The sequence below is a fragment of the Candidatus Annandia adelgestsuga genome (genome assembly GCF_003956045.1).
GTDB classification, from domain to species: Bacteria; Pseudomonadota; Gammaproteobacteria; order Enterobacterales; family Enterobacteriaceae_A; genus Annandia; species Annandia adelgestsuga.
In genome coordinates this window covers 72,450-93,906 of record NZ_CP026513.1, presented here as the reverse complement: position 1 = coordinate 93,906, position 21,457 = coordinate 72,450, and the positions used below count along the sequence as shown (strand labels likewise).

General features: G+C 23.7%; 28 protein-coding genes, 6 tRNA genes and 3 rRNA genes. 35 read left to right on the top strand and 2 right to left on the bottom strand.

The features are described 5' to 3' along the window. Positions 1-23 precede the first annotated feature (23 nt). A complete protein-coding gene (gene atpB / locus C3B56_RS00570) occupies positions 24-827 on the bottom strand; it encodes a F0F1 ATP synthase subunit A (protein WP_126071491.1) in 804 nt (267 codons plus the stop codon). Positions 828-986: 159 nt separating this feature from the next. Next, positions 987-2,876 carry a tRNA uridine-5-carboxymethylaminomethyl(34) synthesis enzyme MnmG gene (gene mnmG / locus C3B56_RS00565; protein ID WP_126071490.1) on the bottom strand — a complete coding sequence of 630 codons (1,890 nt, stop codon included), beginning with the start codon at positions 2,874-2,876 and terminating at the stop codon, positions 987-989. Between the two features lie 346 nt (positions 2,877-3,222). Between mnmG and C3B56_RS00560 the strand changes: the two genes are divergently transcribed. The 35 genes from C3B56_RS00560 (at position 3,223) to rpsD (ending at position 21,455) form a co-directional block, all read left to right on the top strand. Then, positions 3,223-5,377, top strand: a 16S ribosomal RNA gene (locus C3B56_RS00560). A gap of 43 nt (positions 5,378-5,420) precedes the next feature. Beyond that, a tRNA-Ile gene (locus tag C3B56_RS00555) sits at positions 5,421-5,495 on the top strand. A 36-nt stretch (positions 5,496-5,531) separates the two neighbouring features. Further along, positions 5,532-5,604: transfer RNA gene (locus tag C3B56_RS00550), tRNA-Ala, on the top strand. A 57-nt stretch (positions 5,605-5,661) separates the two neighbouring features. Next, positions 5,662-8,644 (top strand): 23S ribosomal RNA (locus tag C3B56_RS00545). Between the two features lie 49 nt (positions 8,645-8,693). Beyond that, positions 8,694-8,809: ribosomal RNA gene (rrf, locus tag C3B56_RS00540) — 5S ribosomal RNA — on the top strand. Together the 16S, 23S and 5S rRNA genes with 6 tRNA genes alongside form the textbook arrangement of a ribosomal RNA operon. Before the next feature lie 179 nt (positions 8,810-8,988). Next, positions 8,989-9,061, top strand: a tRNA-Thr gene (locus C3B56_RS00535). Positions 9,062-9,091: 30 nt separating this feature from the next. Beyond that, a tRNA-Tyr gene (locus C3B56_RS00530) sits at positions 9,092-9,173 on the top strand. A gap of 34 nt (positions 9,174-9,207) precedes the next feature. Next, positions 9,208-9,278, top strand: a tRNA-Gly gene (locus tag C3B56_RS00525). 18 nt (positions 9,279-9,296) lie between these two features. Further along, positions 9,297-9,370: transfer RNA gene (locus C3B56_RS00520), tRNA-Thr, on the top strand. A gap of 65 nt (positions 9,371-9,435) precedes the next feature. After that, positions 9,436-9,747, top strand: coding sequence for a 30S ribosomal protein S10 (gene rpsJ, locus C3B56_RS00515; protein WP_126071489.1), 312 nt, complete (start codon positions 9,436-9,438; stop codon positions 9,745-9,747). A 57-nt stretch (positions 9,748-9,804) separates the two neighbouring features. Further along, complete coding sequence (gene rplC, locus C3B56_RS00510) at positions 9,805-10,464, top strand: 50S ribosomal protein L3 (RefSeq protein ID WP_126071488.1); 660 nt, start codon at positions 9,805-9,807, stop codon at positions 10,462-10,464. Further along, positions 10,461-11,066: a 50S ribosomal protein L4 gene (gene rplD / locus C3B56_RS00505; RefSeq protein ID WP_126071487.1), complete on the top strand. Its 606-nt coding sequence runs from the start codon at positions 10,461-10,463 to the stop codon at positions 11,064-11,066. Before rplC ends, rplD begins: the two co-directional genes overlap by 4 nt. Then, positions 11,063-11,353 (top strand): 50S ribosomal protein L23, encoded by a 291-nt coding sequence (gene rplW / locus C3B56_RS00500; protein ID WP_126071486.1) that lies wholly within the window; start codon positions 11,063-11,065, stop codon positions 11,351-11,353. The genes rplD and rplW overlap by 4 nt, the downstream gene beginning before the upstream one ends. Before the next feature lie 35 nt (positions 11,354-11,388). Further along, positions 11,389-12,207: a 50S ribosomal protein L2 gene (gene rplB / locus C3B56_RS00495; protein WP_126071485.1), complete on the top strand. Its 819-nt coding sequence runs from the start codon at positions 11,389-11,391 to the stop codon at positions 12,205-12,207. A 14-nt stretch (positions 12,208-12,221) separates the two neighbouring features. After that, a complete protein-coding gene (rpsS, locus tag C3B56_RS00490) occupies positions 12,222-12,515 on the top strand; it encodes a 30S ribosomal protein S19 (protein WP_126071484.1) in 294 nt (97 codons plus the stop codon). An 8-nt stretch (positions 12,516-12,523) separates the two neighbouring features. After that, positions 12,524-12,850 (top strand): 50S ribosomal protein L22, encoded by a 327-nt coding sequence (rplV, locus tag C3B56_RS00485; RefSeq protein WP_126071483.1) that lies wholly within the window; start codon positions 12,524-12,526, stop codon positions 12,848-12,850. Between the two features lie 24 nt (positions 12,851-12,874). After that, complete coding sequence (gene rpsC / locus C3B56_RS00480) at positions 12,875-13,552, top strand: 30S ribosomal protein S3 (RefSeq protein ID WP_126071482.1); 678 nt, start codon at positions 12,875-12,877, stop codon at positions 13,550-13,552. Between the two features lie 18 nt (positions 13,553-13,570). Then, positions 13,571-13,987, top strand: coding sequence for a 50S ribosomal protein L16 (rplP, locus tag C3B56_RS00475; protein WP_126071481.1), 417 nt, complete (start codon positions 13,571-13,573; stop codon positions 13,985-13,987). Continuing rightward, positions 13,984-14,196 (top strand): 50S ribosomal protein L29, encoded by a 213-nt coding sequence (rpmC, locus tag C3B56_RS00470; RefSeq protein ID WP_126071480.1) that lies wholly within the window; start codon positions 13,984-13,986, stop codon positions 14,194-14,196. The genes rplP and rpmC overlap by 4 nt, the downstream gene beginning before the upstream one ends. Then, complete coding sequence (rpsQ, locus tag C3B56_RS00465; protein ID WP_126071479.1) at positions 14,177-14,434, top strand: 30S ribosomal protein S17; 258 nt, start codon at positions 14,177-14,179, stop codon at positions 14,432-14,434. The genes rpmC and rpsQ overlap by 20 nt, the downstream gene beginning before the upstream one ends. Positions 14,435-14,496: 62 nt before the next feature. Further along, complete coding sequence (rplN, locus tag C3B56_RS00460) at positions 14,497-14,868, top strand: 50S ribosomal protein L14 (RefSeq protein ID WP_126071478.1); 372 nt, start codon at positions 14,497-14,499, stop codon at positions 14,866-14,868. A gap of 23 nt (positions 14,869-14,891) precedes the next feature. Beyond that, complete coding sequence (rplX, locus tag C3B56_RS00455; RefSeq protein WP_126071477.1) at positions 14,892-15,203, top strand: 50S ribosomal protein L24; 312 nt, start codon at positions 14,892-14,894, stop codon at positions 15,201-15,203. Positions 15,204-15,213: 10 nt separating this feature from the next. Beyond that, complete coding sequence (gene rplE / locus C3B56_RS00450) at positions 15,214-15,756, top strand: 50S ribosomal protein L5 (protein WP_126071476.1); 543 nt, start codon at positions 15,214-15,216, stop codon at positions 15,754-15,756. 10 nt (positions 15,757-15,766) lie between these two features. Beyond that, positions 15,767-16,072: a 30S ribosomal protein S14 gene (gene rpsN / locus C3B56_RS00445; protein ID WP_126071475.1), complete on the top strand. Its 306-nt coding sequence runs from the start codon at positions 15,767-15,769 to the stop codon at positions 16,070-16,072. A gap of 33 nt (positions 16,073-16,105) precedes the next feature. Beyond that, on the top strand, positions 16,106-16,504 hold the full coding sequence (gene rpsH / locus C3B56_RS00440; protein ID WP_126071474.1) for a 30S ribosomal protein S8: 399 nt from the start codon (positions 16,106-16,108) through the stop codon (positions 16,502-16,504). A gap of 20 nt (positions 16,505-16,524) precedes the next feature. Beyond that, positions 16,525-17,058: a 50S ribosomal protein L6 gene (rplF, locus tag C3B56_RS00435; protein WP_126071473.1), complete on the top strand. Its 534-nt coding sequence runs from the start codon at positions 16,525-16,527 to the stop codon at positions 17,056-17,058. A 1-nt stretch (position 17,059) separates the two neighbouring features. Continuing rightward, positions 17,060-17,419: a 50S ribosomal protein L18 gene (rplR, locus tag C3B56_RS00430; RefSeq protein ID WP_126071472.1), complete on the top strand. Its 360-nt coding sequence runs from the start codon at positions 17,060-17,062 to the stop codon at positions 17,417-17,419. A gap of 23 nt (positions 17,420-17,442) precedes the next feature. Further along, complete coding sequence (rpsE, locus tag C3B56_RS00425; RefSeq protein ID WP_126071471.1) at positions 17,443-17,931, top strand: 30S ribosomal protein S5; 489 nt, start codon at positions 17,443-17,445, stop codon at positions 17,929-17,931. A gap of 12 nt (positions 17,932-17,943) precedes the next feature. Next, positions 17,944-18,120 carry a 50S ribosomal protein L30 gene (gene rpmD, locus C3B56_RS00420; protein WP_126071470.1) on the top strand — a complete coding sequence of 59 codons (177 nt, stop codon included), beginning with the start codon at positions 17,944-17,946 and terminating at the stop codon, positions 18,118-18,120. Positions 18,121-18,123: 3 nt separating this feature from the next. Continuing rightward, positions 18,124-18,558 (top strand): 50S ribosomal protein L15, encoded by a 435-nt coding sequence (gene rplO / locus C3B56_RS00415; RefSeq protein WP_126071469.1) that lies wholly within the window; start codon positions 18,124-18,126, stop codon positions 18,556-18,558. A 20-nt stretch (positions 18,559-18,578) separates the two neighbouring features. Continuing rightward, complete coding sequence (locus C3B56_RS00410; RefSeq protein WP_126071468.1) at positions 18,579-19,844, top strand: hypothetical protein; 1,266 nt, start codon at positions 18,579-18,581, stop codon at positions 19,842-19,844. Between the two features lie 21 nt (positions 19,845-19,865). Continuing rightward, on the top strand, positions 19,866-19,982 hold the full coding sequence (gene rpmJ, locus C3B56_RS00405; RefSeq protein WP_126071467.1) for a 50S ribosomal protein L36: 117 nt from the start codon (positions 19,866-19,868) through the stop codon (positions 19,980-19,982). Between the two features lie 59 nt (positions 19,983-20,041). Next, positions 20,042-20,398: a 30S ribosomal protein S13 gene (rpsM, locus tag C3B56_RS00400; RefSeq protein WP_126071466.1), complete on the top strand. Its 357-nt coding sequence runs from the start codon at positions 20,042-20,044 to the stop codon at positions 20,396-20,398. Between the two features lie 16 nt (positions 20,399-20,414). Then, complete coding sequence (gene rpsK, locus C3B56_RS00395; RefSeq protein WP_126071465.1) at positions 20,415-20,807, top strand: 30S ribosomal protein S11; 393 nt, start codon at positions 20,415-20,417, stop codon at positions 20,805-20,807. 27 nt (positions 20,808-20,834) lie between these two features. Continuing rightward, positions 20,835-21,455 carry a 30S ribosomal protein S4 gene (rpsD, locus tag C3B56_RS00390; RefSeq protein WP_126071464.1) on the top strand — a complete coding sequence of 207 codons (621 nt, stop codon included), beginning with the start codon at positions 20,835-20,837 and terminating at the stop codon, positions 21,453-21,455. Positions 21,456-21,457: the final 2 nt, after the last annotated feature.

The window sequence follows — 21,457 nt, the reverse complement described above, 5'->3', positions numbered from 1 at the left end:
AATTTATAAAATTTTATTTTTTTTTAACACATCGATAAATAAACTATAGTTAAAATCATAAAAATAAAAGCTTGTAAAGGAATAATTAATATATGTAAAATAGACCATGGAACATTAAAAATCCATTGAATCCACCATGGTAATAAACTAGATATTAATATAAATATTAATTCACTAGAATACATATTTCCAAATAATCTCAAACTTAGAGAAATTGGTTTAGATAATAAATTTATTATTTCTAATATTAAATTAATAGGTATAAAAATATAACTATTAAAAGGATGAAAAGAAATTTCTTTAATAAATTTAAATATTCCTTTATTTTTAATATTATAAAATAAAACTAAAAAAAATACATTTAATGCCATTGATATACAAATATTTATATCAGATGAAGGCACTACATGAAATACTTTATATCCAAATACATTATACATCAATGTAGGTATCCAGTCAATAGGTAATAAATCCATTAAATTCATAAAAAAAACCCATATAAAAATCGTAAATGATAATGGAGCAATAAATTTATTTTTAACAAAAGATATATTATTAACATTGTTTTCTACAAAAATTACTATAATTTCTATTAATGTTTGTAACTTATTTGGAACACCCTTATTTATATTATTAACAACATAATATAAGATAATAAATATTGTAAATCCAATAATAATAGAAAAAAATATAGAATCAATATTTAATAATAAAAAATTTTGTTTTATATTATCTTTTAAATTTATTAATTTAAAATTATGTAAATCTAATTGTAAATTTTGTAAATGATGATTGATATAACTTTTAGTATCAATATTTTCTTTCATTTTATAATATTCTTAATTTATTATTTTTTATTATATTATTTTATAATAAGATGTTGAAAATAAATTATAACAACAATTTTTTATATTAATAATTAATAATAATATCCATTATACATTATAATTTTATAAAATGCAAATTTATAAAAAATTACTTTTTTTTTAAATATTAATACTTAAAGTTTTATATTTTTTTTTAATATATATTAAAATAGCAGTAATAGCTGACGGTGTAATTCCAGAAATATTACTTATTTGTTTTATAAATTTTGGTTTATATTTTTTTAATTTTTTAATTAATTCTTTTGATAATCCATTAATTTTATCATATTTTAAATTTTTAGGCAATTTAAAATATTTATTTTTAACGTTTTTTTTTAATTCTATTCTATTAAGTTTTATATATCCATCATATTTTATTTTAATTTCTATTTGTTTTAATATATCTAAATTAAAAAATTTTATAAAAAAATTAGTATATTTTATATTTTTCTTATAATTAAAATTAGGTTTTTTTAATAATTCTTTAAAATAATATTTTTTTTTATAAATTTTATTTTTATATTTTTTTTTATTTTTTTTTATTTTAATATAAATAATTTTTTTTTTTATATATTTATATAATTTGTTAATATGTTTTTTTTTTTGATTAAATAATTTCCAAAACATTGGTGATATTAATCCTATTTTATATGCAATTTCTGTTAATCTTAAATAAGAATTATCTTCTCTTAAAAATAAACGATGTTCAGCTCTAGATGTAAACATTCTATAAGGTTCTTTTGTACCTAAATTACATAAATCGTTTATTAAAACACCAATATATGATTGATTACGTTTAGGATACCAATATTCTTTATTCATATTTAATAATGAAGCATTTATTCCAGCTATTATTCCTTGTGCGGCTGCTTCTTCATAACCTGTTGTACCATTAATTTGCCCAGCTAAAAATAAACCTTTAATATGTTTACTTTCTAAATTAAAATATAGATCTTTTGGATCAAAAAAATTATATTCTATTGCGTAACCAGGTCTTGTAATTTTAGCATATTCTAAACCTTTAATAGAATTTATAATATTTTTTTGTACTTTTATTGGTAAACTAGTAGAAATACCGTTAGGATATATTTCATTACTAAATAAACCTTCTGGTTCTAAAAAAATTTGATGTTTATTACGATTTGGAAATTTAATTATTTTATCTTCAATTGAAGGACAATATCTTGGACCTATTCCTTTTATAGAACCGTTATATAAAGGACTATTAATTAAAGAATTTTTAATAATTTCATGAGTATTATTATTAGTATTAGTTATATAACAAGGTATTTGTGGAGGATGATTATATAATTCTCCCATAAAAGAAAAATTTGGTACAGGAATATCACTATATTGTTTTTTTAATATTTTGAAATTTATAGTATTTTTATTAATTCTTGGTGGTGTTCCTGTTTTTAATCTATTAATTTTAAATGGTAAATTATTTAAATTATTAGATAATTTTTTTGATGGTAATTCATTTTCTCTACCTCCATCATATTTATTTAAACCTATATGAATTTTACCACTTAAAAAAGTTCCAACAGTTAATATAATAATATTTGAATAAAATTTTAAATTATTATTTGTTTTTATTCCATTAATAATATTATATTTTTTAATTATTAATTTAATAACTTCCGATTCTAAAATAGTAATATATTTTTTTTTTTTTAATGTATTAAATATAAATTTTTTATATAATATTCTATCAGCTTGAGCACGAGTTGATCTAACTGCTGGACCTTTACTAGAATTTAAAATTTTAAATTGAATACCAGAATAATCTATAGCTTTTGCCATTAAACCTCCAAGAGCATCTATTTCTTTTACTAAATGACTTTTTCCTATACCACCAATAGCTGGATTACATGACATTTGACCTATTGTATTAATATTTTGTGTTATTAATAAAGTTTTTCTTTTCATATTATCACAAGCTATAGCTGCTTCTGTACCAGCATGTCCAGCTCCTATAATTATTATATCAAATTTATTTAAAAAATTCATTAAATTAATCTCTTTTTTTAAAATTAAAATATTATTATTAAAATAAATTAAAAATAAATATAAAATTATAAATTATTTTATATTTATTTTTATTTATAAATTTTTTAATTTTATTATTTATAATATTAATGACAAATATTTACATTATTTATTAAATAACTTGTATTAATTTTAGGAATATAAATAAAAAATTGACTATTATTTAAAATATAGTATTATAAAATATGTTATTTAATAAATAATATGTAAAAAAATAATTTTATTTATTTTTACATAATTTAAATAATTATATTTAAAATATTAAAATACTAAAATCAGTTTTAATTATTTTTGATTTTTTGTTTTGAAACTTAAGAGTTTGATCATGGCTCAGATTGAACGCTAGCGACAGGCTTAACACATGCAAGTCGTGCGAATTCTGTTTATTTTAAATAATAGAAAGCGGCGAACGGGTGAGTAATATCTAGGAATCTACCTAATAGAATGGGATAACTATTGGAAACGATAGCTAATACCATATAATGTCAATGTTTATTTTATCAAATTTGTTTATGATAAATAATAATGAAATAATTTTTATAATAAATATTAATTATTATTTTTATAATAATTTTAATTAATAAAAACTTTATATTCAAAATTTTAATATTGAATTAATATTTATAATGTATATTAAAATTTAATTTTTTTATTATATTAATTATTAAACAAAATTAATAATTTTTAATATAAAAAATTATTTTAATTTTATAAATGTTTCATTATATATAAAGTTAAAATTATAACATTATTATTTTGAAACATTAATATTAGGTTTATACTATTTTAACTATTTTAATGTATTTATTTACGATGTTATCTTTTTTTTAATAAATATTTTTTTTGATTGTTTTATATTATATAATTTTTTTTTAAAAAAGGTTTTTAATTTTATTTTAAATTATATATTAATGTTTTTTTTATAAAATAAAATTTAATTGATTATATACATTTTAATAGTTATATAGTATAAATTTTGTATTTTTTTTTGATAAATATTTTTATTATTCTATTTTAATTTATTAAATTTATAATTATTAATTCTAAAATTTTATTTTAAAATAAATTTTTATAAATAAAATAAATTAAAAGACCAAAGCGGGGATAACGTTTTTAATAATATGCTCTCGCGCTGTTAGATGAGCCTAGACGAGATTAGCTTGTTGGTAAGGTAATGGCTTACCAAGGCAATGATCTCTAGTTGGTCTGAGAGGATGACCAGCCACACTGGAACTGAGACACGGTCCAGACTCTTACGGGAGGCAGCAGTGGGGAATATTGCACAATGGGCGCAAGCCTGATGCAGCTATGTCGCGTGTATGAAGAAGACCTTAGGGTTGTAAAGTACTTTCAATAGCATAAGAAGGTAATGAAACTAATAATTTTGTTATCAGACGTTAGCTATAAAAGAAGCACCGGCTAACTCCGTGCCAGCAGCCGCGGTAATACGGAGGGTGCTAGCGTTAATCGGAATTACTGGGCGTAAAGAGCACTTAGGTGGTTTATTAAGTCAAGTGTGAAATCCCTAGACTTAATCTAGGAACTGCATTTGAAACTAATAGACTAGAGTTTCGTAGAGGGAGGTAGAATTCTAGGTGTAGCGGTGAAATGCATAGATATCTAGAGGAATATCAGTGGCGAAGGCGACCTCCTGGACGATAACTGACGCTAAAATGCGAAAGCATGGGTAGCAAACAGGATTAGATACCCTGGTAGTCCATGCTGTAAACGATGTCGACTAAGAAGTTGAAAGCTTTGACTTATAATTTCTGTAGCTAACGCGTTAAGTCGACCGCCTGGGGAGTACGGCCGCAAGGCTAAAACTCAAATGAATTGACGGGGGCCTGCACAAGCGGTGGAGCATGTGGTTTAATTCGATGCAACGCGTAAAACCTTACCTGGTCTTGACATCCACAGAATTTTATAGAAATATAAAAGTGCAATTTGAACTGTGAGACAGGTGCTGCATGGCTGTCGTCAGCTCGTGTTGTGAAATGTTGGGTTAAGTCCCGCAACGAGCGCAACCCTTGTTTTTTGTTACCATCAGATAAAGCTGGGGACTCAAAAGAAACTGCCAGTTATAAACTGGAGGAAGGTGGGGACGACGTCAAGTCATCATGGCCCTTACGACCAGGGCTACACACGTGCTACAATGGCGTATACAAAGAGATGCAATATTGTAAAATAAAGCTAATCTATAAAATACGTCTTAGTTCGGACTGGAGTCTGCAACTCGACTCCACGAAGTCGGAATCGCTAGTAATCGTGGATCAGCATGCCACGGTGAATATGTTTCCAGGCCTTGTACACACCGCCCGTCACACCATGGAAGTGGGTTGCAAAAGAAGTAGATTAATTTAACCTTCTTAACAAGAAAATAGTTTACCACTTTGTGATTCATGACTGGGGTGAAGTCGTAACAAGGTAACCGTAGGGGAACCTGTGGTTGGATTACCTCCTTATTTTTTTTAAAAAAATTATTGTATTTTATTATTTTTTCATTATAGGCTTGTAGCTCAGAAGGTTTAGAGCACACCCCTGATAAGGGTGAGGTCGGTGGTTCGATTCCACTCAAGCCTATAAATTTATTTAAAATAGAAATTTTTTTTAAATTTTGGGGTTATAGCTTAGTAGGTAGAGCGCCTGCTTTGCAAGCAGGAGGTCAGCGGTTCGATCCCGCTTAACTCCATTTAATAAATTTTTTTTTATTTATCTTTTTTTTATTATTAAAACAATTAAATTATTAATTTAAGTTTAAAAGCGTATATGGTGGATGCCTTGGCAATCAAAGACGATGAAGGACGTGCTAATCTGCGAAAAGCGTTGATGTGCTGACTTGAAGCATTTTAAATCAACGATCTCCTAATGGGTAAACCCGATGTTTACGGATTATTCATTTTATCCAAATCTTCACTGAATGATACAATCCAAACATCATCATAATAATGTTATTATGAAGACAACCAGGAGAATTGAAACATCTTAGTATCCTGAGGAAAATAAATCAAATGAGATTCTCTTAGTAGTGGCGAGCGAAAAGGGAAAAGTCCGAAATTATTAACATTTATATAGTAGAATGTACTGGAAAGTACAACGATACAGAGTGAAAGTCTCGTATATGAAAATAAATGAAGATAAATCTTTAAGATTACACAAAAAAAAAAAAAAACAAAAAAATAATTTCATAGAGTAAAACGAGACACGTGATATCTTGTTTGAAGAAAGGGGGACCACCCTCTAAGACTAAATACTCTTGATTGACCGATAGTGAACTAGTACCGTAAGGGAAAGGTGAAAAGAACCTCTGCAAGGGGAGTGAAATAGAACCTGAAACCATATATGTACAAGCAGTGGAAGCTATTTTTTAATTAGCAACTGCGTACCTTTTGTATAATGGGTCAGCGACTTGTATATTGTAGCGAGGTTAACTTTTTTATAAGGAAGCCGTAGGGAAACCGAGTCTTAATAAGGCATTAGTTGCAGGATACAGACCCGAAACCTGGTGATCTAGCCATGAGCAGGTTGAAAATTAGTTAAAACTAATTGGAGGACCGAACCGACTAATGTTGCAAAATTAGCGGATGACTTGTGGTTAGGGGTGAAAGGCCAATCAAACCAGGAGATAGCTGGTTCTCCTCGAAAGCTATTTAGGTAGCGCCTCATATAATTTCATCTTTAGGGGTAGAGCACTGTTCAGATTAGGGAGCTATACTAGCTTACCAAGTCGATACAAACTCCGAATACTAAAGAATGTAAATATGGGAGACACACGTCGGGTGCTAATATCCGTCGTGGAAAGGGAAACAACCCAGACCGTCAGCTAAGGTCCCAAAATTACAATTAAGTGGAAAACGATGTGAGAGGGCATAAACAGCCAGGATGTTGGCTTAGAAGCAGCCATCATTTAAAGAAAGCGTAATAGCTCACTGGTCGAGTCAACTTGCGCGGAAGATGTAACGGGGCTCAAATTGTATACCGAAGCTACGGCAACAATTTTATTATTGTTGGGTAGAGGAGCGTTCTGTAAACCATAGAAGATATATTGGAAAATATATTGGAGGTATCAGAAGTGCGAATGCTGACATGAGTAACGATAAAGCAGGTGAAAAACTTGCTCGCCGAAAGACTAAGGTTTCCTGTCCTACGTTAATCGAGGCAGGGTAAGTCGATATCTAAGATCAGGCCGAAAGGCGTAGTCGATGATTAACAGGTTAAAATTCCTGTACTTAATATAGTTTTAAGAAGTGACGAAGAAGATTAGGTTATCCAATAATTGGTAAATTGGTTTAAATACCTAGGTGGAATATTAATAAATATAATATTCATAACATCAACGTATTAAAATAATGAAATCGTAAAATAACTGATATCATACTTACGAGAAAAGCTTCTACGAACACTGTATTAAATCGTACCTAAACCGACACAGGTAGTCAGGTAGAGAATACTAAGGCGTTTGAGATAACTGAGGTGAAGGAACTAGGCAAAATAGTGCCGTAACTTTGGAATAAGGCACACTAGCAGTAGGTGAATTATTAGATACTTAATAACAAGCTGATACTAGTTTAAAATAATGGCTGGCTGCAACTGTTTACTAAAAACATAGCACTGTGCAAACACGAAAGTGGAAGTATACGGTGTGACGCCTGCCCGGTGCCGGAAGGTTAATTGATGGAGTAACGATTTTTAAATTGAAGCTCTTGATCGAAGCCCCGGTAAACGGCGGCCGTAACTATAACGGTCCTAAGGTAGCGAAATTCCTTGTCGGGTAAGTTCCGACCTGCACGAATGGCGTAATGATGGCCAGACTGTCTCCACCTTAGACTCAGTGAAATTGAATTTGCTGTGAAGATGCAGTATACCCGCGACAAGACGGAAAGACCCCGTGAACCTTTACTATAGCTTGATACTGATTATAAAAAATTAATGTGTAGAATAGGTGGTAAGCTTAGAAATATAGACGCCAGTTTATATGGAGCTAACCATGAAATACCACCCTTTAATTTTTAATTTTCTAATCTTATATTTAAAACAAATATAGAGACAATGTCTGGTGGATAGTTTGACTGGGGCGGTCTCCTCCTGAAGAGTAACGGAGGAGTGCAAAGATTGGCTAATCACGGTCGGAAATCGTGAGGTTAGTGCAAAGGCATAAGCCAATTTGACTGTAAGCATGACAATGCGAGCAGGTGCGAAAGCAGGTCTTAGTGATCCGGTGGTTTCTATGTGGAAAGGCCATCGCTCAACGAATAAAAGGTACTCCGGGGATAACAGGCTAATACCGCCCAAGAGCTCATATCGACGGCGGTGTTTGGCACCTCGATGTCGGCTCATCACATCCTGGGGCTGAAGCAGGTCCCAAGGGTATGGCTGTTCGCCATTTAAAGTGGTACGCGAGCTGGGTTTAGAACGTCGTGAGACAGTTCGGTCCCTATCTGTCGTGGGCGAAGGAGGATTGAGAGGATCTGCTTCTAGTACGAGAGGACCGAAGTGGACGTATCTCTGGTGTTCGGGTTATCATACCAATGGTATTGCCCGGTAGCTATATACGGAAAAGATAAGAGCTGAAAGCATCTAAGCACGAAACTTACCTCAAGATTAATCATCCCGAAACTAACAATAGTTTCCTTAAGGGACGTTGAAGACTACAACGTTAATAGGCTGGATGTGTAAACATAGTAATATGTGTAGCTAACCAGTACTAATTAGGACCCGTGTGGCTTTTATTTATAATTTATATTGTTTATTAAAAAATACATAAGAAATATATTTAACATGTCTGGCGGCAATAGCGCAGTGGTACCACCTGAATCCATACCGAACTCAGAAGTTAAACGCTGCAGCGCCGATGGTAGTGCAGGGTCTCCCTGTGTGAGAGTAGGACACTGCCAGACTTTATATTATAAATATAAAATTTTAAATCAATTTATAATATTTATATAAAGTTTAAAAATTTAAAGAAGAAAAAAAAATTGATTCAATTAGATATTTTTTAAAAAATAATAATAAAAAAAAATTTATTTTTATTATAAATAATTAAATTTGAATTCTTTATATTTTATTTTTAAAATAAGCCGGCTTAGCTCAGTAGGTAGAGCAACTGACTTGTAATCAGTAGGTCACCAGTTCGATTCCGGTAGCCGGCATATTTTAAAATATTAAAATATAAATTTAATGGTGGGATTCCCGAGTGGCTAAAGGGAGCAGACTGTAAATCTGCCGTCATAGACTTCGAAGGTTCGAATCCTTCTCCCACCATATTATTATTTGTTATATTTTAATAATAATTAAAGCGGATATAGTATAGTGGTATTACTTTAGCCTTCCAAGCTAAAAATGTGGGTTCGATTCCCATTATCCGCTATTTATTATTTTAATATAGCTGATGTAGCTCAATAGGTAAGAGCACACCTTTGGTAAAGGTGAGGTATCCAGTTCAATTCTGGACATCAGCGAAATTTGATATATTTTATAAATATAAAGTTTTTTTTAAAATATTAAATTGGAGTTTAAATTTTAAATGAATAATTTAATTTTAAGAATAATTTTTAAATCATTTAATTTTAATTTAATTTATAACGAAATGATTAAAATAATTGAAATTGTATATTTAAATGGTTCAAATATAAGAGGTCCAGTTTGTTTACCTACAAAAATAGAAAAGTTCACTTTATTAACATCACCACATACACACAAAGATTCTCGTGATCAATATGAAATAAGGACATATAAACGTTTTATTGATATAATAGAACCTAATGAAAAAATAATAGAATCATTAATGCATATAGATTTAATTGCCGGAGTTGATATAAATATTAGTGTTCATTAAATTTTATATAATTTTAAAAAATATATAATAAATAAAAGAGGTTTTATATAATATTATATGATGGGTTTAATAGGTATAAAATACGGAATGACTAGATCATTTGAAGATGATGGTAGTTCTATACCGATAACTATGATTTATATAAATACAAATAGAATTACACAAATTAAAAATTTTAATAAAAATAAATATTTTTCTATACAAGTTACTACAGGTTATAAAAAAGATAATCGTACTAGTAAACCTGACTTAGGACATTTCTATAGATCTTTTGTTGAACCTGGATGTGGTTTATGGGAATTTAAAACTTCTTATGAAGAAAATAATAAATTTATATTAGGACAAGATTTAAATGTTAATCAACTTTGTGGTATAAAATATGTAGATGTTACTGGTATTTCAAAAGGTAAAGGTTTTTCAGGAACAATAAAAAGATGGAATTTTAGTTCACAAGATTCAACACATGGTAATTCTCTATCACATAGAGCTCCTGGTTCAATAGGTCAAAACCAAACACCCGGAAAAGTTTTTAAAGGTAAAAAAATGTCTGGACAATTAGGAAAAAAAAAAACAACTATACAAAATTTAATAATTTTAAAAATAGATATTAAAAATAATTTAATTTTAATTAAAGGATCAATTCCTGGACATTTAGGTAATTATGTAATGATAAAACCATCTATTAAAAAAAAACATAAGGTAATTAATTTAACATGATAATAATGTTGTATGATAATAAAAAAAAAGTAAAAATTTCTAATAAAATATTTAATCAAAAATTTAATAAAACTTTATTACATCAAATAATAATTTCTTATTTATTGAAATCTAGACAAGGAACTCATTCTCAAAAAAATCGTTCTTTAGTTTCAGGTTCTAAAAGAAAACCATGGAAACAAAAAGGAACTGGAAATGCTAGAGCTGGTTCTAGAAAAAGTCCTATATGGCGTGGTGGTGGTGTTACATTTGCATCTAAATTTAAAAATTATAATAATAAAGTAAATAAAAAAATGCATCGTAAAGCTTTAAAAATTATTTTTTCAGAATTAATAAAACAAAAAAGATTATTAATATTTGATAAGTTTTATTTACCAAATTGTAGTACAAAAAAATTAGTAAATAAAATCAAAAATATAAATTTTAAAAAAATTTTAATAATAATAAATAATTATAATAAAAATATTGTATTATCTTCTAGAAATTTATATAGAGTTAATTTATGTTACTTAAATTCTATAAATTTATTAAAATTATTATCTTGTGACAAAATAATTATTACTTTAAATTCTATTAGAAAAATAGAGAATTATTTAAAATGAAAAAAATAGAAAAAAAATTATATTCAATATTTATAAAAATGTATACATCTGAAAAATTTTCTTTTTCTAAAAAAAATAAAAATGTTTTTATGTTTAAAGTTCCTTTAAAAGTAACAAAAAAAGATATAAAAAAAACTATTTTACAACTATTTAATATATATCCAAAAAATATAAACACATTAGTTATAAAAAAGAAAAAGAAAAAAAAAGGTAAATTTATACATTATTATAAAAGTTGGAAAAAAGTATATATTACTTTTAAAAAAAAAAAAAATTATAATATGTAAATGTTAAAGATTTTAAAAAAAAATAGGAATTATTAATGGTTATTATAAAATGCAAGCCTACTTCTCCTGGAAGACGTCATGTTATTAAATTAATTAATAAAAAATTAAATAAAATAAAACCATATTATAGATTGTTAAAAAAAAAAAAAAAAAATGGTGGTAGAAATCATCATGGTAAAATAACTACTAGACATATTGGTGGTGGTAATAAACAAATGTATCGTATTATAGATTTTAAGCGTAAAATGGATGATTTACCATCAATTGTAAAAAATATAGAATATGATCCAAATAGAAATGCAAATATTGCATTAATTATGTATTTAAATGGTAAAAAAAAATATATTTTAGCTCCTAAAGATTTAAAAATAGGAGAATATGTACAATCAGGAAATAAATCATCTATTAAAAATGGTAATACATTATCTATGAAATATATACCAATAGGTTCTATAATTCATAATATAGAAATGAAACCTGGAAAAGGTGGTCAATTATCAAGATCAGCTGGAAGTTACGCTAGATTAATTTCTAAAGATAATAATTATGTAATTTTAAAATTAAAATCAGGAGAAATACGTAAAATAGAAAGTAAATGTAGAGCTACTATTGGTATTGTTAGTAATGAAAAAAAAATGTTAATATCATTAGGTAAAGCCGGTGCATCAAGATGGAAAGGTATAAGACCAACAGTAAGAGGAACAGCTATGAATCCTATAGATCATCCTCATGGTGGTGGTGAAGGAAAAAACTTTGGTAAACATCCAGTTACTCCATGGGGAGTTAAAACTAAAGGTAAAAAAACTAGAAATAATAAAAGAACTGAAAAATTCATTATTAGTCATAATAAATAATTTAAAAGGATATTATGAATAGATCAATTAGAAAAGGTCCATTTATTGATTTACATTTATTAAAAAAAGTTCAATATAATATAAAAAATAAAATTAAAAAACCAATAAAAACATGGTCGAGACGTTCTACTATTTTTCCTGAAATGATAGGTTTAACAATTTCTGTACATAACGGTAAAAAACATATCCCTGTTTTTATATCCGATGAAATGGTTGGTCATAAATTAGGAGAATTTTCTCTTACTAGAACTTATCGTGGCCATAATTCTGATAAAAAAATACAAAAAGTTGAAAATAAAAAGGATTAAAAAAAATTATGGAAATAATATCTAAATCATTTTATTTAAATTCATCTCCTCAAAAAATTAGATTAATAGTAAATTTAATAAGAAGAGTAAATATATGTAATTCATTAGATATATTAAATAATATTAATAAAAAAGCTGCTGTTATTTTAAGAAAATCATTAGAATCAGCTATTTCAAATGCAGATGAATATAATTTTATAGATATAGATAAATTGAAAATAAAAAAAATATATGTTAATAATGGACCTTTATATAAAAGAATTATACCAAAAGCTAAAGGAAAAGCTGATTATATAAAAAAAAGAAAAAGTCATGTTACTATTGTTTTAAGTTAAAATAAAAAATAAGGATAATTTTATATGGGTCAAAAAGTTAATGCAAATGGTATGAGATTAGGTATTATAAAAAATCATAATTCTTTTTGGTTTTCTAATAAAAAAGAATTTGCTAACAATATAAATTGTGATTTTAAAATTCGTGAATTTTTAAAAAAAAAATTATTTAAATTATCAATATCAAAAATAATAATTGAACGTATTAAAGAAAAAGCAAATATAAATATATATGCTTATAAAATTAATTTGATTAAAAATAAAAATAATAAAAAATTAAAATCAATAGAAAAAAAATTATCAAAAATAATAAATATAGAAGTTAAAATAAATATTATTGAAATAAAAATACCAGAATTAGATTCTAAAATTGTAGCAAATGAAATTGTTTTTCAACTAGAAAAAAGATTTTCATTTAGAAGATCAATAAAAAAATCTATACAAAATGCAATGCGTTTAGGAGCTCAAGGAATTAAAATTGAAATTAGTGGTCGTTTAGGAGGAGCTGAAATAGCTCGTACTGAATGGTATAGAGAAGGTAGAGTTCCATTACATACTTTAAGAGCTTATATAGATTATAATAACTCAGAAGCACAAACTAATTATGGTAAAATTGGTGTTAAAGTATGGATTTTTAAAGGAGAAATATTAGATAAATTAATAAATATGAAAAAAATAAATTATTTTATTAAAAATAATAAATAAATATAAAAAGGTAAACTTGTGTTACAACCAAAACAAACTAAATTTAAAAAAGTTCAAAAAGGTAAAAATAGAGGTTTTTCTAATAAATGTACTAATATTCTTTTTGGAAAATTTGCTCTTAAAGCAATAAGTAGAGGAAGAATTACTTCTAGACAAATAGAATCAGCACGTCGTTCTATGTCTAGATATGTTAAAAAAGAAGGTAAAATTTGGATTAGAATATTTCCAAATAAACCTATAACAAAAAAACCATTAGAAGTTCGTATGGGAAAGGGAAAAGGAAACGTAGAATATTGGGTTACTTTAATTAAACCTGGAAGAATATTATATGAAATAGATGGTATTAAGCAAGAAATTGCATTTAAAGCTTTAAAATTAGCTTCATCAAAATTACCTGTAAAAACAATTTTAATTAAAAAAATGGTATTATTATGAAAAAAAAAAAAAATAATTTTTTTAGTAATTTAAAAAAATTAAATTATTATCTTATTAGAGAATTATATCAATATTTTATTTTAAGAATGAAAATATCAGTTAAATTATTAAATAAAACACATTTATTAAAAAAAAAAAGAAAAAATATTGCAAAACTTAAAAATATAATTCAACAAAATATTAAAAATTATGTTAAAAAAAAAAAATAATATTTTTTATGGTAGTGTTATTAAAAAAAAAATGGAAAAATCAGCTACAGTAGTTATTAAAAAAAAAATAAAACATTTATTATATGGTAAATTTATAACAAGAATAATTAAAATACATATACATGATGAAAATAATAAATGTAAAGTAGGTGATTGGGTAAAAATAAAATTATGTAAACCAATATCAAAAACCAAAAGTTGGAATTTAATAAAAATTTTAAATAAAAATAAAAATTAAACAAAAATTTTTATTATATTTTAAATTTAAAATATTTAAAAAATATTGTTTTGGAAAATAAAATGATTTATGAACAAACTGTATTAGATGTAGCTGATAATTCTGGAGCTAAAAAAGTTATGTGTATTAAAGTTTTAGGTGGTTCTAAAAAAAAATACGCAAATATCGGAGATATAATTAAAATAACTATTAAAGAATCTATTCCTAAAAGTAAAGTTAAAAAAGGTGAAATATTTAAAGCTGTAATAGTAAGAACAAAAAAAGGAATAAGAAGACCTGATTGGTCTATTATAAGATTTGATAGTAATTCATGTGTTATATTAAATAATACAAACGATCAACCAATAGGTACACGAATTTTTGGACCAATAACTAGAGAAATAAAAAATTCTAAATTTATGAAAATAATTTCTTTAGCTCCTGAAGTTTTATAATATATAAAAAGGTTAAAATTAAAATGAAACATAAAATTAAAAATAGAGATTATGTAATTGTGATAAAAGGAAAAGATAAAGGTAAAGTAAGTGTAGTTAAAGAAATTTTTAAAAATGGTGTTGTTTTATTATATAATTTAAATATTAAAAAAAAACATTTTAAAATTTATAATGATAAAAAAAAATATGGTATTATTCCAAAAGAAAATTTTATAAATATTTCTAATATTGCAATATTTAATCCTTATACAAATAAAGCAGATAAAGTAAAATTTAAATTTGTATTAGGAAAAAAAAAAAGATTTTTTAAATCTAATGGATTATATATTATATAAATTAAAAAATATGAAATCAAACTTACATAAATATTATAAAAATAAAATAATTAATAAAATAATGTTAAAATCATATTATTATTCAATTATGCAAGTTCCTAGATTAATTAAAATTACATTAAATATAGGTATTGGAAATAGTGAAAATAATAAAAAAAAAATAAATTTTGCAATGCGTGATTTAGAATCAATTACAGGAAGAAAACCCGTTATTACTAAAACAAAAAAATCAATAGCAGGATTTAAAATAAGAAAAGGATTGCCTATTGGATGTAAAGTTACATTAAGAAGAAATTTTATGTGGGATTTTTTAGAAAAATTAATAAATATTGCTATTCCTCGTATTAGAGATTTTCGAGGTTTATCTAAAAAATCATTTGATGGTAATGGAAATTATAATTTTGGAATTAAAGAACAAATTATTTTTCCAGAAATTGATTATAATAAAATTGATTGTATTAGAGGTTTAGATATAAATATTATAACTAACGCTAAAAATAATTATGAAGGTTTTAAATTATTATCTGAATTTAATTTTCCTTTTAAAAAATAAAAAGGTTTCTATGGCTAAAAAAAGTGTAATTGAAAGAAATAATAAACGTATAAAAATGGAGAAAAAATTTTTTAAAAAAAGAAAATCATTAAAAAAAATAATTAAAGATCCTAAAATTTCTAAAGAAAATAGATGGAATGCAATTATAAAATTACAAAAATTACCTAGAGATTCTAGTATTATTCGTCAAAGAAATCGTTGTAAACAAACAGGTCGTTCTAGATCTTTTATAAGAAGATTTGGTTTGAGTAGAATTAAAACACGTGAATTTGCTATGAGAGGTGATATACCTGGATTAACAAAATCTAGTTGGTAAAAAAATTATTATATATAAAAAATAGGTATTATAATGAATATACAAGATCCTATATCTGACATGATAAATCGTATTAGTAATAATCAAAAAATAAAAAAAAAAAAAGTTATAATGTTTTATTCTAAATTTAAAAGTTCTATTTCTAAAATATTAAAAGAAGAAGGATATATTGAAGATTATAATATTATAAATAAAAAAAATAAGAAAAAAATATTAGAAATTAAGTTAAAATATTTTAAAAAAAAATCTGTTATACATAATATAAAACGTATAAGTAAACCTAGTTTAAGAGTATATAAAAATAAAAAAAATTTACCTAAAATAATTTCAGGTTTTGGTATAGCAATAATATCTACTTCAAAAGGAGTTATGACTGATCATAAAGCTCGTAAATATGGTTTAGGTGGTGAAATTATTTGTTATGTATCTTAAAAATTAAAGGATAACTTTTAATGTCTAGAATTGCTAAAAAACCAATATTAATTCCTAAAGAAATTAAAGTTAAAATTGATAAAAAAAAAATAATTATAAAAAATATTAATAATAAATTTTTTATTAATATTAATAAATTAGTTAAAATAGAAAAAATTAAAAATAAATTAATATTTAGACCATATAAAGAAAATAAAAATAGTTGGTTACAATCTGGAACTATAAGATCTATAGTTAATAATAGTATTATTGGAATAACTAAAGGTTTTACTAAAAAATTAAAAGTTATTGGTATAGGATATAAAATATCTGTTAAAAATAATATTATTAATCTTTTTGTAGGTTATTCTCATTCTATAATATATAAATTACCAAAAGATGTTAGTGCAATATGTCCTTCACAAAATGAAATAATTTTTAAAAGTATAAATAAACAATCTATAGGACAAGTAGCTGCTAATATACGTTTTTATAAAAAACCAGAACCTTATAAAGGTAAAGGTATTCGTTATGATAATGAAATAGTTTATATTAAAGAAACTAAAAAAAAATAATATGATTAATAAAAAAAAAAAAAGATTAAAAAGAGCATCTCGTACAAGATATAAAATAAAAAAAAGTAATAATAAAATTTTAGTAATAAATAAAACTTTACGTCATTTATATGCACAAATAATATTTTATGAAAATGATTCTAAAGTTTTAGTATCTGCGTCTACTTTAGAAAAAAAAATAAAAAAAAAAATTTTTTATACTAAAAATAAAAAAACAGCTTGTATTATAGGAAAAATAATAGCAAAAAGAGCAATAAATAAAGGTATAAAAAAAATATCATTTGATAGATCAGGTTTTAAATATCATGGATGTATATTATCATTAGCTGAATCAGCTAGACGAAATGGTTTAATATTTTAAATTTAAATTAAAGGATATTTAAATTGTTTAAAAAAAAAAAAAAAAAAAAATTTAAAGAAAAATTAATAAATGTTAATAGAGTATCTAAAACTGTAAAAGGAGGAAGAATTTTTTCATTTACAGCTCTTGTAGTTATAGGAAATTGTAAAGGATTAGTTGGTTTTGGTTATGGAAAAGCTAAAGAAATATCTTTAGCTGTTAAAAAAGCTATAGAACAAGCAAAAAAAAAATTAATTAAAGTAATATTGAATAAAAATACTTTACAATATGAAATTAGGGGATATTATACTAAATCAATGATTTTTATGAAACCAGCATCCCCTGGTACTGGAATTATTGCAGGAGGTCCTATGAGAGCAGTATTAAAATTATCAGGAATAAATGATGTATTAGCTAAATCTTATGGATCTACAAATCCTATAAATGTAGTTAAAGCAACTATTAATGGATTAGAAAACATTCAATCCCCAAAAACAATTTCTAAAAAAAGAGGTAAATTTAATATAAAATAAATTATATAATATATGAATAAAATTTATATAACTCAAATAAAAAGTTCAATAGGAATATTACCTAAACATAAATCTACATTAAATGGTTTAGGTTTAAAAGGTATTGGTCATACTGTTTTAAGAAATAATACCCCTTCTATAAGAGGAATGATTAATTTAATTAGTTATATGATAAAAATTGGAAAATAAAATATGTATTTAAATAATTTATCTTATGTTTATGGAACTAAAAAAAAAAAAAAAAGAGTAGGAAGAGGTATTGGTTCTTGTTATGGAAAAACTTGTGGTAAAGGTCATAAAGGACAAAAATCAAGATCTGGAGGAAATATAAAAAGAGGTTTTGAAGGTGGACAAACACCATTATATCGTAGATTACCAAAATTTGGTTTTAAAACAAAAAAAAATTTTTTAACAGAAGAAATAAAATTATCTGATTTAAATAAAATTAAAAGTAATATTATAAATATTGATATATTAAAAAAATTTAATTTAATAAAAAAAAATACTAAAAATGTAAAAATTATTTTTCATGGAAAAATTTTTTCTAAAAAAATTATTAATAATTTAAAAATTACTTTTAATGCTTATATGGCAATTAAAAATATGGGTGGAATTGTTAATGTTTAAAATATTAATAAAATTTAAATATGAAAATAAATAAAATAAAAAATAGATTTTATTTTTTAATATTTTCAATTATAATTTTACGTATAGGTTCTTATATTCCTATTCCAACTATTAATATAAATAACTTTAATGAAATTATAAATTATAATAATAATAATAATATTATAAAATTATTAAATATATTTTATGGTGATTACATATTACATGCATCAATATTTAGTTTAGGGTTAATTCCTTATATAATGTCTTCAATATTTATACAAACATTAAATTTATTAAATAAAAAAATTTTTAGTAATAAAATTGATAATGTAAATAATAATTTTATAATTAATCAATATATTAAATACACTACTTTAATTTTATCAATTATACAATCAACAATTATTACTCATCATTTATTAAACTCAAATAATAAAAATCAATTAATAATATATGAAAATATATTTATTACATATTTAATTACTGTTATTAGTTTAGTAACAAGTACAATATTTTTAGTATGGTTAAGTAAAAATATTACAAAATATGGTTTTGGTAATGGTGTTTCATTTATTATTTGTATCAATATTTTATCTAAATTATTTTATTATTTAATTGATATAATAAATAAAATTAAATTAGGTAATATTAAATTATTAAATATTTTTATTATTAATATAGTAATATTTTTTATAATTTTTTTCATTATTTTAATAGAAAATGGATATAAAAATATAATAGTAAATTTTATTAGTATTAAAAATTATAAATTTAAAAAAAATATTTATTTACCATTTAAAATTAATATGTCTGGTATTATACCAGCAATTGTATCTTATAATATATTATTTATTATTAAAATAATATTTAATTGGTATATAAAAAATAATAATTATAATAATTTTGTTTATAATAATATATATTTACAATTATATCAAATAATATATATTTTTTTTTATATTTTTGTAATTTTTATTTCTTGTTTTATTTATAATAATATATTATTTAATAATATGGAAATTTCTAAATATTTTAAAAAATCTGATATTATAATACCAGGTATAATGCCAGGTTTAAAAACTAAAATATTTATTTACAAAATTATAAAAAAAATAACATTTATAAATTTTTTATATATTTCTATAATTTGTTTAATTCCTGAATTTATAAATTATTTTATTGAATTTCCATATTATTTTAATGGAATTTCTTTTTTAATAGTAATAGTAACTATTATGGAATGTATTAAACAAATTAAAACAATATTATTATGTAATAAATATAAATATAAAAAAATTTTTTAAATAAAATTTTATAAGGTTTTTATGAAAGTACGTACATCAATAAAAAAATTATGTCATAAATGTAAAATAATTTGTCGAAAAGGTGTTGTTCGTTTAATTTGTTCAGCAAAACCAAGACATAAACAAAGACAAGGTTAGATTTTATTTAATTAAAAATAGTAATATAAAATTTTTATTTTTATTATAGGAGTTTAAAATTGGCTCGTTTTGCAGGTGTAAATATTCCTGATAATAAACGTACTGTAGTTGCTTTAACATACATATATGGAATTGGTAAAAAAATTTCAAAAAAATTATGTGAAGATATTAATATTAAAGAAAATGTTAAAATTAATTCATTATCAGAAAAACAAAAATCAATTTTAAGAAATAAAATATCAAAATTAATGATTGAAGGAGATTTAAGAAGAAGATTAACTTTAAGTGTTAAAAGATTGATAGATTTAAAATGTTATAGAGGGATTTTTCATCGTAGAAAATTACCAGTAAGAGGACAGAGAACTAAAACTAATGCTAGAACTAGAAAAGGTCCAAAAAAATCTATAAACAAATAAAAAAAATAGGAAAAAAATGATAAAAACAAAAAAAAATAACAAAAAAAAAAAAAATCAAAAACAACATGTTGATGGTATTATTCATATTTATGCATCTTTTAATAATACAATAATTACTGTTACAGATAGAAAAGGAAATACTTTAGGATGGAAAACTGCTGGTGGATCAGGTTTTAGAGGATCTAGAAAATCTACTCCCTTTGCTTCTCAGACCGCTGCTGAAACTTGTGCAATATTAGCAAAAAGTTATGGTATAAAAAATATAATTATTATGATTAATGGACCTGGTCCTGGTAGAGAATCTGCAATTAGAGTATTCAATAATACAGGTTTTAATATTACTAATATTTGCGATATAACATCAATACCTCATAATGGTTGTAGACCACCTAAAAAACGTAGAGTTTAATTAATTTAAGAGGAAATTTTAAAATATATGTCTAAATATTTAGGGCCTAAATTAAAATTAAGTCGTCGTGAAAAAACAGATTTATTTTTAAAATCAGGTGTAAAAACCATTGAAAATAAATGTAAATTTAATAAATATCCTGGACAACAAAGTTCTAAAAAAATAAGAATATCTGATTATGGTACTCAATTAAGAGAAAAACAAAAAGTAAAAAGAATTTATGGAATTTTAGAATCTCAATTTCATAAATATTATAAATTATCAAATAAATTAAAAGGAAATACTGGTAGTAATTTATTAAGAATATTAGAAAGACGTTTTGATAATGTAGTTTATAGAATGGGATTTTCTTCTACTAGGTCAGAAGCAAGACAGTTAATAAGTCATGGTATTGTAATGATAAATTATCGAATAGTAAATATACCATCATATTTAGTTTCTTCATCAAATATAATTAGTATAAAAAAATCTTCTAAAAAACAAAAAAGAATTAAAAAATCTTTAAAAATATCTAATAAAAATTTAAAACCTTTATGGATAGTAGTTAATAGAATAAATATGGAAGGTATTTTTATAAGAGTTCCTAGAAGAAATGAAATTTTAGAAAATATTAATGAACATTTAATTGTAGAATTTTATTCTAAATAAAA